This is a genomic window from Rhodococcus sp. NPDC019050, assembly GCF_055664235.1.
This window is the reverse complement of sequence record NZ_JBVOON010000005.1, coordinates 72,456-89,020: the sequence shown is the minus strand read 5'-3', so window position 1 is coordinate 89,020 and position 16,565 is coordinate 72,456. Positions and strand designations below refer to the sequence as shown.

Below are 16,565 nucleotides of genomic sequence, written 5' to 3'. Positions count from 1 at the left end.
GGCCGCGGGCGGTCGCACAAGACGGTCACGGCAATCGTGAGTGTGCTGGCGGTGATCGCCCTCGGCGCAGCAGTGTGGTTCGGATTCGGCTGGGGTAAAGCCCTGTTCGTGGATCGGCCGGTCGCCGACGCGCGGGACGCCGCCCTGTCGGGTGCCTTCCAGGCGGCGATCAATCTCAACAGTGTCGACGCCCAGAACGTCGACGCGTCGATCGAGAACATGCGTTCGTCGATCACCGGTGAGGCGCTCGAGAACGATCTTGCGGCCACCGAGCAGCAGATCCGCGATCAGGTCGCCCAGACCGGGACGAGCATGTCGGGTGAGGTGCTGTTCGGAACCCTCACCGAGTTGAACACCGATGACGACGTCGCGAAGGCGCTGGTGGTGCTTGCCGTACGCACCACGACACCGGAGAATTTCGTGACCAACAAGGTGTCGGTGAACGTGTCGCTCCGGGAGGACGACGGCGTATGGAAGGCCGAGACGATCGAGCCGCTCGGCTCGGTGCAGATGGAGGCCGGACCCGTCCCGGGTGCCGCACCGTCCGAACCTGTCCCGTCCGAACCCGCTCCGGCGGGTCCTGCACCGGAGGCGCCCGCCCCGGAGGAGCCTCAGGGACCGTGAGACCCGCCTCCCGCCCCGCGGGAACGAGTCTGCTCGAACCGATGAAGGAGTGTGTGTAGTGCCACCGCAGCGACGGAAGTCCGGACCGGTCGGGCCGGCGCGTCGACGTCCGAAGATCGCAGGGTCCACGCGTGCCCGTTCGTCGGATCCTTCGGTCGACCGTCCCGAAGCAGAGACGCCCGAAGCAGAGACGCCCGCAGCCGAGTCTCCCGCAGCCGAGTCTCCCGCAGCAGCGAGGGGGGCAGCAGCGACATCCGGCGCGGAGACCTCCACGGAGGACGCTTCAAGCTCGGACACGCCCGCCGACCGCGATACGGAGGCGGCAGGCCCCGAGTCGACCGGTAGCGACCTCACGCGCGACACGGCCGACGACGCAGCCGATGCGACGCCCGACGAGGCACCTGTTGCCCGGGTGTCCGCCACCGCGTCGTCGGTGGGATCGACGCGCTCCGGAACCCGGAGCATGCGCAGACCGCTGGTGATCGGTGCGGTGGCCGTGATCCTCGCCGTGGTGGCGGTCGTTGCTGCCTTCCGGCCGGGTGCGGACGTGTCCAACACGGCGTGGGTCGATGCGGCAGCCACACGTGAGGTCACCGATGCGGCCAAGCACGCGATCGAAGCGATGCACGGCTACAACTACGAGACCATCGACGAGGATTTCGCGGAGATCCGGAGCCTGCTGACCCCGGAGCGACTGGAGGAGTTCGACGCCACGGCGGAGGTGACCAAACAGGCCGCCATCCAGACGCACACCGTGACCGAGGTGAACGTTCTGCACATCGGCACGTCGGTGCTCGACGAATCACAGGCGGAGGTCGCCGCGTACATCAACGTCAGTGCGACCGGCGACGGCATCGCGCAGGGCAGCGCACAGGCCCCGGTGCTCGTCCGGATGCAGAAAACCGACGGCAACTGGCTGGTGTCGGAGATCCGGGACAGGTGACGAGGGACCGTTCGGCGCGAATTCGCGCGATTTCGATCCGCCGGGAGGCTTGACGCGGCGGTCGCGAACGGTCACTCTATCGGTACACCTGTGCGGTTCGTTCCTTCCAGCGCCGCTTGCCAGGTTTCTTTGAGGCACCCCTGTGGACATCTGCGTTTTCGTGGTGTAGGCTCGTTCTTTGCGCTGGCTGCCTCCTGTCCACTCCTCGATCGTCGAGACGGATTTCGCCCCGAGGGTGAGATCGTTCCCGTAGTTCGGTGGAGTACCAATCGGGTTGTAACCAGCAAAAACGCCCCACAGAAGAAGCAGGTACAGCGGCGGTCGCACCGGTTGGAGCGTCCCGCGTGAGGTGCTGGAAGGACGCATCTTGGCAGTCTCTAGCCAGACCAAGGCAGTAGCCGGAATCCCCGGAGCCCCGAAGAGGGTCTCGTTCGCGAAAATTCGCGAGCCTCTCGAAGTCCCAGGACTCCTCGACATACAGACGGATTCCTTCGAATGGTTGATCGGCTCCGAGCGCTGGCGCGCGAAGGCTGCCGAGCGACTCGACGGCCATCTCGTCGGCGGTCTCGAAGAGATCCTCCACGAACTCTCGCCCATCGAGGACTTCTCGGGCTCGATGTCTCTCTCCTTCTCCGACCCTCGCTTCGACGAGGTCAAGGCCTCCGTCGAGGAGTGCAAGGACAAGGACATGACGTACGCAGCTCCGCTGTTCGTCACGGCGGAGTTCATCAACAACAACACCGGCGAGATCAAGAGCCAGACGGTCTTCATGGGTGATTTCCCGATGATGACCGACAAGGGCACGTTCGTCATCAACGGCACTGAGCGCGTCGTCGTCTCGCAGCTCGTGCGTTCCCCGGGCGTGTACTTCGACAAGTCCGTCGACAAGAGCACCGAGAAGGACCTGCACAGCGTCAAGGTCATCCCGGGTCGCGGTGCATGGCTCGAATTCGACGTCGACAAGCGCGACACCGTCGGTGTCCGCATCGACCGCAAGCGTCGTCAGCCCGTCACGGTGCTGCTCAAGGCGCTCGGCTGGTCCACCGAGCAGATCGTGGAGCGCTTCGGCTTCTCCGAGATCATGATGTCCACGCTCGAGAAGGACAACACGGCCGGCACCGACGAGGCGCTGCTCGATATCTACCGCAAGCTCCGTCCGGGTGAGCCGCCGACCAAGGAGAGCGCGCAGACCCTGCTGGAAAACCTCTTCTTCAAGGACAAGCGCTACGACCTCGCACGCGTGGGTCGTTACAAGATCAACAAGAAGCTCGGCCTGAACTCGGGTCAGCCGATCGAGGCGTCCACCCTCACCGAGGAAGACATCGTCGCCACGATCGAGTACCTGGTGCGCCTGCACGCCGGCGAAAATAAGATGACCGTCCCCGGTGGCGTCGAGGTTCCCGTCGAGGTCGACGACATCGACCACTTCGGCAACCGTCGTCTGCGCAGCGTCGGTGAGCTCATCCAGAACCAGATCCGCGTGGGCCTGTCCCGCATGGAACGTGTGGTTCGCGAGCGGATGACCACTCAGGACGTCGAGGCCATCACGCCGCAGTCGCTGATCAACATCCGTCCCGTCGTGGCCGCGATCAAGGAGTTCTTCGGAACCTCCCAGCTGTCGCAGTTCATGGACCAGAACAACCCGCTGTCGGGCCTGACGCACAAGCGTCGTCTGTCGGCTCTCGGCCCCGGTGGTCTGTCGCGTGAGCGCGCCGGCCTCGAGGTCCGCGACGTCCACCCGTCGCACTACGGCCGCATGTGCCCCATCGAGACCCCTGAGGGCCCGAACATCGGCCTGATCGGTTCGCTGTCGGTGTACGCACGGGTCAACCCGTTCGGCTTCATCGAGACCCCGTACCGCAAGGTCGAGAACGGCATCGTCACCGACGAGGTCGCGTACCTCACGGCCGACGAAGAGGACCGCTACCTCATCGCGCAGGCGAACTCGCCGATCGCTGCTGACGGAACGTTCGCAGAAGATCGCGTGCTCGTCCGTAAGAAGGGTGCGGAGATCGAGTACGTCTCGGCCGACACCGTCGAGTACATGGACGTCTCGCCTCGCCAGATGGTCTCCGTCGCCACCGCGATGATTCCGTTCCTCGAGCACGACGACGCCAACCGTGCACTCATGGGCGCGAACATGCAGCGTCAGGCTGTGCCGCTCGTGCGCAGCGAGTCGCCGATCGTCGGCACCGGCATGGAACTCCGTGCCGCTGTGGACGCCGGCGACGTCATCGTCACCGAGAAGGCCGGTGTGGTCGAGGAGGTCTCCGCCGACTTCATCACCGTGATGGCCGACGACGGAACCCGCAAGACGTACCGTCTGCGCAAGTTCGATCGCTCCAACCAGGGCACCTGCTCCAACCAGCGTCCGATCGTGGACGAGGGTCAGCGCGTGGAGTCCGGCCAGGTCCTCGCCGACGGCCCCTGCACCCAGAACGGTGAGATGGCGCTCGGCAAGAACCTGCTCGTGGCGATCATGCCGTGGGAAGGCCACAACTACGAGGACGCGATCATCCTGTCGCAGCGCCTCGTGGAGGAGGACGTGCTCACCTCGATCCACATCGAGGAGCACGAGATCGACGCCCGCGACACCAAGCTCGGTGCCGAGGAGATCACCCGGGACATCCCGAACGTCTCCGACGAGGTCCTCGCGGACCTCGACGAGCGCGGCATCGTCCGCATCGGTGCCGAGGTGCGCGACGGCGACATCCTCGTCGGCAAGGTCACGCCGAAGGGCGAGACCGAGCTGACCCCCGAGGAGCGCCTGCTCCGCGCGATCTTCGGTGAGAAGGCGCGCGAGGTGCGCGACACGTCGCTGAAGGTTCCGCACGGCGAGACCGGCAAGGTCATCGGCGTCCGCGTGTTCTCGCGCGAAGACGACGACGATCTGCCTCCCGGCGTCAACGAGCTCGTCCGCGTGTACGTGGCCCAGAAGCGCAAAATCCAGGACGGCGACAAGCTCGCTGGCCGCCACGGCAACAAGGGCGTCATCGGCAAGATCCTTCCGCAGGAAGACATGCCCTTCCTGTCCGACGGCACGCCGGTCGACATCATCCTCAACACGCACGGTGTTCCGCGTCGTATGAACATCGGCCAGATCCTCGAGACGCATCTCGGCTGGATCGGCAAGGCGGGCTGGAACATCCAGATCGCCGACGACGGCAGCCGTCCCGAGTGGGCACAGAACCTCGCCGAGGAGATGGTGTCGGCCGATCCCGACACCAACATCGCCACCCCGGTGTTCGACGGTGCCCGCGAAGAGGAACTGACGGGTCTGCTCTCCTCGACGCTGCCGAACCGCGACGGTGAAGTCATGGTCGGACCGGACGGCAAGGCAACCTTGTTCGACGGTCGTTCCGGCGAGCCGTTCCCGTACCCCGTGTCGGTCGGCTACATGTACATCATCAAGCTGCACCACCTCGTCGACGACAAGATCCACGCTCGTTCGACGGGTCCGTACTCGATGATCACCCAGCAGCCGCTCGGCGGTAAGGCCCAGTTCGGTGGCCAGCGCTTCGGTGAGATGGAGTGCTGGGCCATGCAGGCCTACGGCGCCGCGTACACGCTTCAGGAACTTCTCACCATCAAGTCCGACGACGTCGTGGGCCGCGTGAAGGTCTACGAGGCGATCGTCAAGGGCGAGAACATCCCGGAGCCGGGTATCCCGGAGTCCTTCAAGGTGCTCCTCAAGGAACTCCAGTCGCTGTGCCTGAACGTCGAGGTGCTCTCCAGCGACGGCGCGGCCATCACGATGGCCGACGGCGACGACGAGGATCTCGAACGGGCTGCCGCCAATCTGGGCATCAACCTTTCCCGCAACGAGTCGGCCACCGTCGACGACCTCGCGAACTAGGAGCCGAGCCGATGCGGTACGCCACCGAGTAGAACCGGGACGCGTACCGCATCGGGCCCCGGCAGCGATAGCGACAACTAGCAGCAACAAAGCCCGCACAGGGGAAAGGAAGTTACGTGCTCGACGTCAACTTCTTCGATGAACTCCGGATCGGCCTGGCCACCGCCGAGGACATCCGTAACTGGTCGTACGGCGAGGTCAAAAAGCCGGAGACCATCAACTACCGCACGCTCAAGCCCGAGAAGGACGGCCTCTTCTGCGAGAAGATCTTCGGCCCCACCCGGGACTGGGAGTGCTACTGCGGTAAGTACAAGCGTGTCCGCTTCAAGGGCATCATCTGTGAGCGCTGCGGCGTCGAGGTGACTCGCGCCAAGGTGCGTCGTGAGCGGATGGGCCACATCGAACTGGCCGCACCCGTCACCCACATCTGGTACTTCAAGGGTGTGCCGAGCCGTCTCGGTTACCTGCTCGACCTCGCTCCGAAGGATCTCGAAAAGATCATCTACTTCGCTGCGTACGTCATCACCGCAGTCGACGACGACCTGCGTCACAACGAACTCTCGACCCTCGAGGCCGAGATGGAGGTCGAGAAGAAGGCTGTCGCAGATCAGCGCGACGCCGACCTCGAGGCCCGTGCGCAGAAGCTCGAAGCAGACCTGGCCGAGCTCGAGGCCGAGGGTGCCAAGTCCGATGTCCGCCGCAAGGTCAAGGACGGCGGCGAGCGCGAGATGCGTCAGCTGCGCGACCGCTCGCAGCGCGAACTCGATCGTCTGGACGAGATCTGGAGCACCTTCACGAAGCTGAAGCCGAAGGATCTCATCGTCGACGAGATGCTCTACCGCGAGCTGCAGGACCGCTACGGGGAGTACTTCACCGGTGCCATGGGCGCCGAGGCGATCCAGAAGCTCATCGAGAACTTCGACATCGACGCCGAGGCCGAGTCGCTGCGCGAGACCATCCGCAGCGGCAAGGGCCAGAAGAAGCTGCGTGCGCTCAAGCGACTGAAGGTCGTCGCGGCGTTCCAGCAGTCCGGCAACTCGCCCATGGGCATGGTGCTCGACGCCGTTCCGGTGATCCCGCCGGAGCTACGTCCGATGGTTCAGCTCGACGGTGGCCGTTTCGCGACGTCCGACCTCAACGATCTGTACCGCCGTGTCATCAACCGCAACAACCGCCTCAAGCGACTGATCGACCTCGGTGCACCCGAGATCATCGTCAACAACGAGAAGCGGATGCTGCAGGAGTCCGTCGACGCGTTGTTCGACAACGGTCGTCGTGGCCGGCCCGTCACGGGTCCGGGCAACCGCCCGCTCAAGTCGCTGTCCGATCTGCTCAAGGGCAAGCAGGGCCGCTTCCGTCAGAACCTGCTCGGTAAGCGCGTCGACTACTCGGGCCGTTCGGTCATCGTCGTCGGTCCCCAGCTGAAGCTGCACCAGTGTGGTCTGCCGAAGCTGATGGCGCTCGAGCTGTTCAAGCCGTTCGTCATGAAGCGCCTCGTCGATCTCAACCACGCGCAGAACATCAAGTCTGCCAAGCGCATGGTCGAGCGTCAGCGCGCTCAGGTGTGGGATGTCCTCGAAGAGGTCATCAGCGAGCATCCGGTTCTGCTGAACCGTGCTCCCACGCTGCACCGTCTGGGCATCCAGGCGTTCGAGCCGCAGCTCGTCGAGGGCAAGGCCATTCAGCTCCACCCGCTGGTGTGTGAGGCATTCAACGCCGACTTCGACGGTGACCAGATGGCCGTGCACCTTCCGCTGTCCGCGGAGGCGCAGGCCGAGGCCCGCATCCTGATGCTGTCCTCGAACAACATCCTGTCGCCGGCTTCGGGTCGTCCGCTCGCCATGCCGCGTCTGGACATGGTGACCGGTCTGTACCACCTGACCCGTCTGCGTGAGGACGCTCCGGGTGCGTACCAGCCGTCCACCGGCGATCAGGCCGAGCAGGGCGTGTACTCGTCCCCGGCCGAGGCGCAGATGGCTGTCGACCGCGGCGTGCTCTCGGTTCAGGCTCCGATCAAGGTGCGGCTCACGCATCAGCGTCCGCCGCGTGACCTCGAGAACGAGCTGTTCCCCGAGGGCTGGAAGTACGGCCAGGCGTGGACGGCGGAGACGACCCTCGGTCGTGTCCTGTTCAACGAGCTCCTGCCGGTCAACTACGGCTTCGTCAACGACATCATGCCGAAGAAGCGTCAGGCCGCGATCATCAACGATCTCGCCGAGCGCTACCCGATGATCGTCGTCGCGCAGACCGTCGACAAGCTCAAGGACGCGGGCTTCTACTGGGCCACTCGTTCGGGCGTGACCATCTCGATGGCGGACGTGCTCGTTCCGCCGGAGAAGAAGGACATCCTCGAGCGTTACGAGGGCCAGGCAGACGCGATCCAGCGGCAGTACGACCGAGGAAAGCTCTCCGAGGACGAGCGTCGCGATTCGCTCGTCAAGCTGTGGCAGGAAGCGACCGAAGAGGTCGGTCAGGCCATGGAGGCGCACTACCCGGACGACAACCCGATCCCCACGATCGTCAAGTCGGGTGCTGCGGGCAACATGACCCAGATCCGCTCGCTGGCGGGTATGAAGGGCCTGGTGACGAACCCGAAGGGCGAGTTCATTCCTCGCCCGATCAAGTCCTCGTTCCGTGAGGGCCTGACCGTCGCCGAGTACTTCATCAACACGCACGGTGCGCGTAAGGGTCTTGCCGATACCGCTCTGCGTACCGCCGACTCGGGTTACCTGACCCGTCGTCTGGTGGACGTGTCGCAGGACGTCATCGTCCGCGAGGTCGACTGCGGTACGCCGCGTGGCATCGAGATGGTCATCGCCGAGCCGGAGCGCGACGCCGAGGGCAACGAGACCGGCAAGCTGGTCCGCGACGCCCACATCGAGACGAGCACGTACGCCCGTACGCTCGCCACCGATGCGGTCGACAAGGACGGCAACGTCGTCGTCGAGCGTGGTTCCGATCTCGGTGACCCCGCGATCGAGGCACTGCTCGAGGCCGGTATCCGCAAGGTCAAGGTCCGTTCGGTCCTGACCTGCGACACCGGAACCGGCGTGTGTGCCACCTGCTACGGCCGCTCGATGGCGACCGGCAAGCTCGTCGACATCGGCGAGGCCGTCGGTATCGTCGCCGCACAGTCGATCGGTGAGCCCGGTACGCAGCTGACCATGCGTACCTTCCACCAGGGTGGCGTCGGTGAGGACATCACCGGCGGTCTGCCCCGCGTGCAGGAGCTGTTCGAGGCCCGTGTCCCCAAGGGCAAGGCCCCGATCGCCGATGTGTCCGGCCGTATCCGCCTCGAGGACGACGATCGTTTCTACAAGATCACGATCATCCCCGACGACGGTGGCGAGGAGGTCGTGTACGACAAGCTGTCCAAGCGTCAGCGTCTGCACGTCATCCGCAAGGCCAACGGCACGGAAGGCGTCCTCGCGGACGGCGACCACGTGGAAGTCGGCCAGCAGCTTCTCGAAGGTGCTGCCGATCCGCACGAGGTGCTGCGCGTGATGGGTCCCCGTCAGGTCCAGGTTCACCTGGTCCACGAGGTCCAGGAGGTGTACCGGAGCCAGGGTGTGTCGATCCACGACAAGCACATCGAGGTCATCGTGCGCCAGATGCTGCGTCGCGTGACGATCATCGACTCGGGCGCAACGGAGTTCCTGCCCGGTTCGCTCGTCGAGCGCAGCGAGTTCGAGGCTGCGAACCGTCGTGTGGTTCAGGAAGGCGGCGAGCCGGCTGCCGGCCGTCCGGTCCTCATGGGCATCACGAAGGCGTCGCTGGCGACCGATTCGTGGTTGTCGGCAGCGTCCTTCCAGGAGACCACTCGTGTGCTCACCGACGCGGCGATCAACTGCCGCTCGGACAAGCTGATCGGTCTCAAGGAGAACGTGATCATCGGCAAGCTGATCCCGGCCGGTACAGGCATCAACAAGTACCGGAACATCCAGGTTCAGCCCACCGAGGAGGCACGTGCGGCCGCCTACGCCATCCCGGCGTACGACGACCAGTACTACTCCCCGGACGGCTTCGGCCAGAACACCGGTGCCGCGGTTCCGCTGGACGACTACGGTTACTCCAACGATTACCGGTAGCCCGGTGGTCTAGGGCAGCGATGCCCTAGGACAGTGGTGCTGCAGAACGACAGAGGTCCCGCCCCTATCTCTTCGGGGGCGGGACCTCTTCGTCGTCCGTGACCTGATCGTGCGGGGGACTATCGGGGGATGTGGAAGTCGACGAGTTCGGCCCGGCCCCTTTCGAGTTCGCTCCAGCGGCCACGGACGGTGAGGACGGCGACCGCCGATGTGGGGAACTTTTCGGCGACCTGCTGCGCCGCGTCCGTGCCGTGGTCGCTGATCAGATCCAGCACCGTCGCCGACAGGGTCGGCTCGTGCCCGACGACGAGCAACGTCCGGACGTCCTTCGGGACCGACCGGATCTCGTCGACGAGTGCGGCAGGGCTGGTGAGGTACAGGCTGTCCCGGTAGTCGACCGGCGCGTCGATACCGGCTTCGGTCAGTGTTCTGCGGGTACGGGTGGCCGACGAGCACAGCACCGCATCGATCGGGGGCGCGGAAGCTCTGATCCACCGTCCTGCGAGTCCGGCCTCGCGGCGTCCGCGCGGCGACAGGGGACGCTCGTGGTCGTCCACGTCGTCCGGGTACGCGGACTTGCCGTGTCGCAGCAAGATCAGAGTGCGGGTCATGGGTTCACCGTAGGGCGTCAGAGGTGCACGACCCGGGCGACCGCGCGGGCGCGCTCGTCCACCGTGAACCACAGGATGAGGCCGTCCACGTCGTCGACGGCATGCAGGACGAGGGTCTCGCCGGTTTCGATGGGCCGCAGATGCTCGATGATCGCGCGGTAGGGGGAGGCCTGCAGGTGGGGGCGCAAGGCCAGCAATTCTTCGACCCCGTGCCAGTAAACGGCATTGTTCACGTGTCCGAACGGGTCGAAATCAGTTACCCGAAGCGGGAACTCGCGGGTTTCGGTGGCCGCTCCGGTCGGTGCCGCCGGCAGCCACGCGCGCCATTTGAGCCGGGTGTCGTGCGCGTAACGGGACATGTGGTCGAACAGGGCGTCGCTGATACGGGTGGGAGCACCGGTCGTGGGACCGATGTCGATCCAGAAGGCCGACGTTTCGATGAAAGGACCGATGTCGTCGCGGTTGGGGTCCTCGAGTCGCACGCGCACGTTCGCCCACCGGGTGGAGAGCGCATCGCACCACCGGCTGAGGCGGAGGTGCTGGGACAACCGGGCGGGACGGTGCACGTCGATCACGGTGCGCCGGACGATCCACAGTGGATCGGTGGCTGTGGCATCGACCGCTTCGAGATTGTCCGTGCCGATGTCCTGGAGGTACCGCGCGACCCCGTCGAGTCGTAGGCGTTGCGAGGTGTCGACGTCACCGGTGCGGACGGTGCGGACGGTGTGGAACGGGTCGGCCTCGGCGGGGAGCGCCCCGAGTGGTCGGGCCCATGGCGTGTCGTCCGTGGATGTTGCTGTCGCCACTGCGTAGTCCCCCTGTGTCGGATATCCGATCGTGCGATTCTCGCAGGTGGTCGCGGGGCTCGCAGCGCGTCTTGCGAACCAGGTGTGGCGCCGACTACAGTCCTATTAGTGTTACGGTCTGTTACATGAACTTGGCGGTCGTGCCGCCCCCGCCTTTTCGAGGACATCGTCATGGCCTACGTGATCACCCAGACATGCTGCAACGACGCGAGTTGTGTCGCGGTCTGCCCGGTGAACTGCATCCATCCCTCGCCCGACGAACCCGGGTTCGCGAGCGCCGAGATGCTCCACATCGATCCGGAGGTCTGCATCGACTGCGGTGCGTGCGCTGACGCCTGCCCAGTCGAGGCGATCCTCCCGAGCGACCAACTCGCGCCGTCGCAGGCACGCTTCGCCGATATGAACGCCGAGTACTACCGGAACCATCGGTCGCCCGACGGGTGGCTTCCGCTTACGCCCACCCAGGCTCCGCCCCGCGGGCGGGGCACCTTGCGCGTCGCCGTCGTCGGTGCGGGTCCCGCCGCCTGTTACGCCGCGCAGTCGCTGCTCGAGCGTTCCGACGTCGAGGTCGAGATGTTCGATCGCCTGCCGACCCCCTTCGGGCTGGTGCGCGCCGGCGTCGCTCCGGATCATCCCGGCACGAAGAGCGTCACCGATTCGTTCGAATGGTCTTTCCGCCGCGACGCGTTCGCGCTCCACCTCGATACGGAGATCGGCCGCGATCTGACGCATGACGAACTCCTCGACCATCACCACGCGGTCGTCTATGCGGTGGGGGCATCGGCGGACCGCCGCCTCGGAATCGCGGGCGAGGACCTCCCCGGAAGCCACGCCGCCACCGAGTTCGTCGCCTGGTACAACGGGCACCCCGATTTCGCGGACCGCACGTTCGACCTGTCCGGGGAGCGCGCCGTGATCGTCGGAAACGGCAATGTCGCACTCGACGTCGCCCGCATCCTCACCATGGACGTGGAAGAACTCGCTCGCACCGACATCGCCGACCACGCTTTGGACGCGTTGCGCAACAGCAACATCCGTGAAGTCGTGTTGCTCGGACGGCGTGGCCCTGCCCAGGCGGCATACAGCAACCCCGAATTCGTCGCATTTGCCGATCTCCACGGGGTCGACGTCGTCATCGACGAGGCGGATCTCGACCTCGATCCGGTGAGTGCCCGTGCCGCCGAGGAAGATCCCGTGGTGGCGTCGAAGGTGCGTCTCGCCCGGGAGTACGCGCAACGTCCGCTCCGGCCCGGCAACCGGCGCATCGTGTTCCGGTTCTTCGCCGCTCCCCACGAACTGCTCGGCGACGAGCACGTCACGGGTGTGCGGGTCGCGCGCACCGAACTCGACACCACAGGTGGGGTGGTCGCGGTCCGGCCGACCGGCGATCTCGACGACCTCCCGGCGACCCTCGTGCTCCGGTCGATCGGATACCGGGGTGTTTCGATCCCCGGAGTTCCCTTCGACGAGGTCCGCGGAGTCGTCCCCCACACGGAGGGGCGTGTCGAGACCGGCGTGTACGTCGCCGGGTGGATCAAGCGGGGACCGAGCGGCGTCATCGGCACCAACAAGGGGTGTGCCCGCGAAACGGTGGCCGCCCTGCTGGCCGATTTCGACTCCGGCGCACTGCGGGAACCGCGGGGTGATCGCCGGGCCCTGCACAAGTTGCTCGCCGAGCGGCGACCCGACCGTGTCGACCTCGACGGGTGGCGGGCGATCGACGCCGCCGAACGCAAGGCGGGTATCGCTCAGGGCCGTCCGCGAGTGAAGATCACCGACCGCAAAGCGCTCGTCGAACTCGGGCGCCGCCGGCGGCGACTGCCGCTCATCGGGGCGGTCCGCCGGTAAATCGGTTGGGGCACGGGGGACGGGGTCGTTAAGATCATCCGGCGTTTCGCGGTCGCCATCGATGCCGACTTCCGTTCTGGTGACCGGATCCTCGCGCGACGTTCGTTTCCTACCGCGTGGGTGCTCGCCTGCGCCGACCCTGGAGTAACCGCATGACTGCGCCGCCCGACAAATCCCCAGCTCAACCCAGTGACAAGCTCGACGCCGCCGTACTGAAGATCGCCTCGGTCGTCGTGCTCGGCGCCATCATGTCGATTCTCGACGTCACGGTGGTCTCGGTGGCACTGCCGACGTTCATGTCGGAGTTCCAGTCCACCTACGCGACCGTCGCATGGACCATGACGGCCTACACCCTGGCACTCGCCAGCGTGATTCCGCTCACGGGCTGGGCCGCGGACCGGTTCGGGACCAAGCGGCTCTACCTGACCGCGCTCGTCCTCTTCGTCGCGGGTTCGGTGCTGTGCAGCGTCGCGTGGGACGTGACGTCGCTGATCGCCTTCCGCGTCGTCCAGGGCTTCGGCGGCGGCATGCTCATGCCGCTCGGTATGACGATCATGACGCGCGCGGCCGGCCCGCACCGAGTGGGCCGCGTCATGGCGGTGCTCGGAATCCCGATGCTGCTCGGTCCCATCGGTGGCCCGATCCTCGGCGGCTGGCTCATCGATGTCGCGACCTGGCACTGGATCTTCCTCATCAACCTGCCGATCGGGATCGTCGCGCTGATCGTGGCTGTGGTCGTGCTCCCCAAGGACGCACCGAAGGCGTCGGAGTCGTTCGACTTCAAGGGAATGCTCTTGCTCTCACCGGGGCTTGCGCTGTTCCTCTTCGGCGTCTCTTCCATCCCGGAAACCGGCACCGTCGTCTCCGCGCGGGTGCTGGTCAGCGGATTCGTGGGTCTCGCGCTCATCGCTGCGTTCGTCGTCCACGCACTGCGCACCGATCACCCGCTGATCGATCTGACGCTGTTCCGCAACCGTCAGCTGACGTTCGCCGTCCTGACGATGTCGGTGTTCGCCATCGGGTTCTTCGGTGCCGGACTGCTTTTCCCGAGCTACTTCCTCCAGGTGCGCGGTGAGAACACTCTCGCGGCCGGGCTCCTGCTCGCACCGCAGGGCATCGGTGCGATGCTCACCATGCCCATCGCGGGACAGTTGGTCGACCGCATCGGGCCGGGGAAGATCGTGCTCACCGGCCTGGCTCTCATCGCCGTCGGGATGAGCGTGTTCACGCAGGTCGGTGTGGACACCGGTTACCCGCTACTCCTCGGCGCGCTGTTCGTGATGGGCATGGGTATGGGCTGCACGATGATGCCCACCATGACCGCCGCCCTGCAGACGCTCACCGACAAGAGCATCGCGCGTGGCTCGACACTGATGAACATCGTCCAGCAGGCCGCCGGATCCATCGGCACCGCGGCCATGTCGGTGATCCTCACCAGCCGGATCATCGCGCCGGCGGGTGCGCCCGAGGGCTCGTCCGGTCAGCCGGACGCCGAGATGCTCGCGCAGCTTCCGCCCGAGATGCAGCAGTCGGTGCTGAGTTCGCTGGCCGAGGCGTTCGGGTTCACCTTCCTCATCGCGACGATCGTCATGCTCTTCGCGCTGATCCCGGCGGCGTTCCTACCCCGGAAACGGGCCGAGAAGCCCGAGGGCACAGGCGTGCCGGTCGTGATGCACTAGTCACGCGGACGGTGCGGTGGTGCATCGAACATTTCCGTGGCGCGGGGGCCGTGACTCAGGTCGCGGCCCCCGTTCGCGTTCCCGGATAGGGTCGGCGGGAGCAGAAACAGCAAACGAAACGGACACGTGCATGAGCCTCGAATCTTCCGACCGGACCTCCCTGCCCCGGCGCACACTGCTCGGCGGAGCCGGAGCGGCAGCGGCCGTCGCCGCCCTCGCGGCGTGTGGTGCGTCCACCGATTCCGCAGGCGACGCTCCGCAGGCACAGACCCCGACGACGACGGCGCGACCCGGCCCCGACGCCGAAGTGGTTGCCGCGGTCGCGGATGTCCCGGTCGGCGGCGGAGTGCTTCTCGAGGGCAGACGACTGGTCCTCACGCAGCCCGTCGAAGGCGACTTCTGTGCGTTCCTCGCCCTGTGCACGCACCAGGGCTGCAACATCACCTCCGTCGAGGGCGACACGATCGTGTGCGCATGCCACGGCAGCAAGTTCGCTCTCGACGGGTCGGTGGTGCAGGGTCCCGCCAAGCGCCCGCTGAAGGCGCAGCCCGTCGAGGCCCGCGGTACCGATCTCGTCGTCGGCTGACCCGGCCCGCCGGACCGGCCGGCGGGATAGGGTCCCACTCGTGGACCCGTCCGGAGAGCAGCGTTGGCGCCCGAAGGCACTGCGAGTCGGCACCGACCCCGACCCGCGATTCACACTCGCCAACGAGCGCACCTTCCTCGCGTGGATACGGACGGCGCTGGGCCTGATCGCCGCCGCAGTGGGGCTCGAGGCCTTTGCCGGTGACGTCATCGGCTCCGCCCTTCGCACCGCGTTCGCCTGTGCGCTGCTGGTCTGCTCCGCAATTCTCGTAATTGTGGCGGTGGCCCGCTGGCTCAGTGTCGAGCAAGCAATGCGCACCCAACGCCCGCTCCCGCTGCCGTGGGCGTCCTTCCTGCTCGCCGCTCTGCTCGCGACGGCCGGCATCGGGCTCGCCGTCGCGATAGCGGTGTGACCTCCGCATGAGGCACGACGACCCCGGACTCCAGCCCGAACGTACGAGCCTCGCCTGGATGCGCACCGGGGCCGTCCTCGGCGCCGTCGTGCTGCTGTTCATGCGGTTCGCTCCGGGGCCGGGTCCGGTCGTCGCGGCCGTGGGCCTGTTGTGTCTCCTGCCCGCCGTGATCGTCTTGCTCTCGGCCAGGTTCCGTCACCGTGCCCGCGTGCGAGATTTCGTCGCGGGGGAGGTGGACTATTTCTGGTGGCGCAACATCCTGGTCGCGGCGAGCGTCCTGGTGCTCGCGATCACGGCGGCGGTACTCATCGCTGTCTCCGGATCCGCGTGAGCGCTCGGCCTCGACCGTGCGCCGTCGCGTCTCCAGGCCGCCTGTCTACCAGGCGAGTACGCCCGTCTCGTCCTGGAGTGTCCCCGTGGGTCCGTCGGTGCCGATCGTCGCCAGACGCACGACCGTCCGGGCGCTTTCCTCGACGGAACGACCACCGGACATGCCCAGGGCGGCAGTCATGTCGGTGTCGGTGAAACCGGGTTCGAGCGCGTTGAACTTGATGCCGGGCTCGGCTTTCGCGTACTGAACCATGAGCATGGTCGCGGCCGACTTGGACGCCGAATAGAGCGTGGCAGGCAGCGCGAACTCCGGCCGTTCCGGATTGTTCACCGCCCAGAACGAACCGGCGCTGCTGGACACCGTGACGACGACCGGATTCTCCGACTTCCGGAGCAAGGGGAGTGACGCCTCGGTGACCCGGACGATACCGACGGCATTGGTGTCGAATAGGCGTAATGCAGTGGGACCGTCGACGATTCCGTCACCGGAGATGCCGGCATTGTGCACGAGCACGTCCAGGCGACCCTCGGCCGAGTCGATGGTGGCTGCCGCCGCGGCCACCGACGCATCGTCGGTCACGTCGAGTTGCACGAACCGCGCACCTACTTCGGCGGCAGCCTTCTCACCACGCTCGGCATTGCGTGCCCCGATATAGACGGTATGCCCGAGGCGTGTCAGTTGCGCGGCGGTCTCGAACCCGATGCCCTTGTTGGCTCCGGTGATCAGTGTGACGGTCATGTGTTTCTCCTCTTCGGCGCAGCACCTGGAAAGGGGCTGTGAA

General features: G+C 66.2%; 12 protein-coding genes. 9 read left to right on the top strand and 3 right to left on the bottom strand.

The features are described 5' to 3' along the window. Positions 1–33 precede the first annotated feature (33 nt). The 4 genes from AC0B44_RS08050 to AC0B44_RS08035 all read left to right on the top strand — a co-directional run bounded on the left by AC0B44_RS08050 (position 34) and on the right by AC0B44_RS08035 (position 9,511). Positions 34–624, top strand: coding sequence for a hypothetical protein (locus tag AC0B44_RS08050; RefSeq protein ID WP_471902525.1), 591 nt, complete (start codon positions 34–36; stop codon positions 622–624). 58 nt (positions 625–682) lie between these two features. Further along, positions 683–1,567, top strand: coding sequence for a Tim44 domain-containing protein (locus tag AC0B44_RS08045; RefSeq protein WP_471902381.1), 885 nt, complete (start codon positions 683–685; stop codon positions 1,565–1,567). A gap of 349 nt (positions 1,568–1,916) precedes the next feature. Continuing rightward, a complete protein-coding gene (gene rpoB / locus AC0B44_RS08040) occupies positions 1,917–5,423 on the top strand; it encodes a DNA-directed RNA polymerase subunit beta (RefSeq protein ID WP_471902380.1) in 3,507 nt (1,168 codons plus the stop codon). Positions 5,424–5,539: 116 nt separating this feature from the next. Beyond that, positions 5,540–9,511, top strand: coding sequence for a DNA-directed RNA polymerase subunit beta' (locus AC0B44_RS08035; protein WP_471902379.1), 3,972 nt, complete (start codon positions 5,540–5,542; stop codon positions 9,509–9,511). Between the two features lie 119 nt (positions 9,512–9,630). Here the strand turns inward: AC0B44_RS08035 and AC0B44_RS08030 are convergent, their stop codons facing one another. After that, entirely contained in the window at positions 9,631–10,122 is a 492-nt protein-coding gene (locus tag AC0B44_RS08030) for a SixA phosphatase family protein (RefSeq protein WP_471902378.1), read from the bottom strand. A gap of 17 nt (positions 10,123–10,139) precedes the next feature. Continuing rightward, positions 10,140–10,928, bottom strand: coding sequence for an acyl-[acyl-carrier-protein] thioesterase (locus AC0B44_RS08025; protein ID WP_471902377.1), 789 nt, complete (start codon positions 10,926–10,928; stop codon positions 10,140–10,142). Between the two features lie 171 nt (positions 10,929–11,099). On the opposite strand from AC0B44_RS08025, the gene AC0B44_RS08020 reads away from it, so the two are divergent. From AC0B44_RS08020 to AC0B44_RS08000, 5 genes are all read left to right on the top strand, one after another. After that, positions 11,100–12,776, top strand: a complete 1,677-nt coding sequence (locus AC0B44_RS08020; protein WP_471902376.1) for an FAD-dependent oxidoreductase — start codon at positions 11,100–11,102, stop codon at positions 12,774–12,776. Positions 12,777–12,928: 152 nt separating this feature from the next. Next, positions 12,929–14,455, top strand: coding sequence for a DHA2 family efflux MFS transporter permease subunit (locus tag AC0B44_RS08015; protein ID WP_471902375.1), 1,527 nt, complete (start codon positions 12,929–12,931; stop codon positions 14,453–14,455). A 130-nt stretch (positions 14,456–14,585) separates the two neighbouring features. Continuing rightward, positions 14,586–15,041, top strand: a complete 456-nt coding sequence (locus tag AC0B44_RS08010) for a Rieske (2Fe-2S) protein (protein ID WP_471902374.1) — start codon at positions 14,586–14,588, stop codon at positions 15,039–15,041. A gap of 40 nt (positions 15,042–15,081) precedes the next feature. Continuing rightward, positions 15,082–15,453, top strand: coding sequence for a YidH family protein (locus AC0B44_RS08005; RefSeq protein WP_471902373.1), 372 nt, complete (start codon positions 15,082–15,084; stop codon positions 15,451–15,453). 7 nt (positions 15,454–15,460) lie between these two features. Beyond that, complete coding sequence (locus AC0B44_RS08000; protein WP_471902372.1) at positions 15,461–15,784, top strand: DUF202 domain-containing protein; 324 nt, start codon at positions 15,461–15,463, stop codon at positions 15,782–15,784. Positions 15,785–15,829: 45 nt separating this feature from the next. Here the strand turns inward: AC0B44_RS08000 and AC0B44_RS07995 are convergent, their stop codons facing one another. Beyond that, positions 15,830–16,522 (bottom strand): SDR family NAD(P)-dependent oxidoreductase, encoded by a 693-nt coding sequence (locus AC0B44_RS07995; RefSeq protein ID WP_471902371.1) that lies wholly within the window; start codon positions 16,520–16,522, stop codon positions 15,830–15,832. Positions 16,523–16,565: the final 43 nt, after the last annotated feature.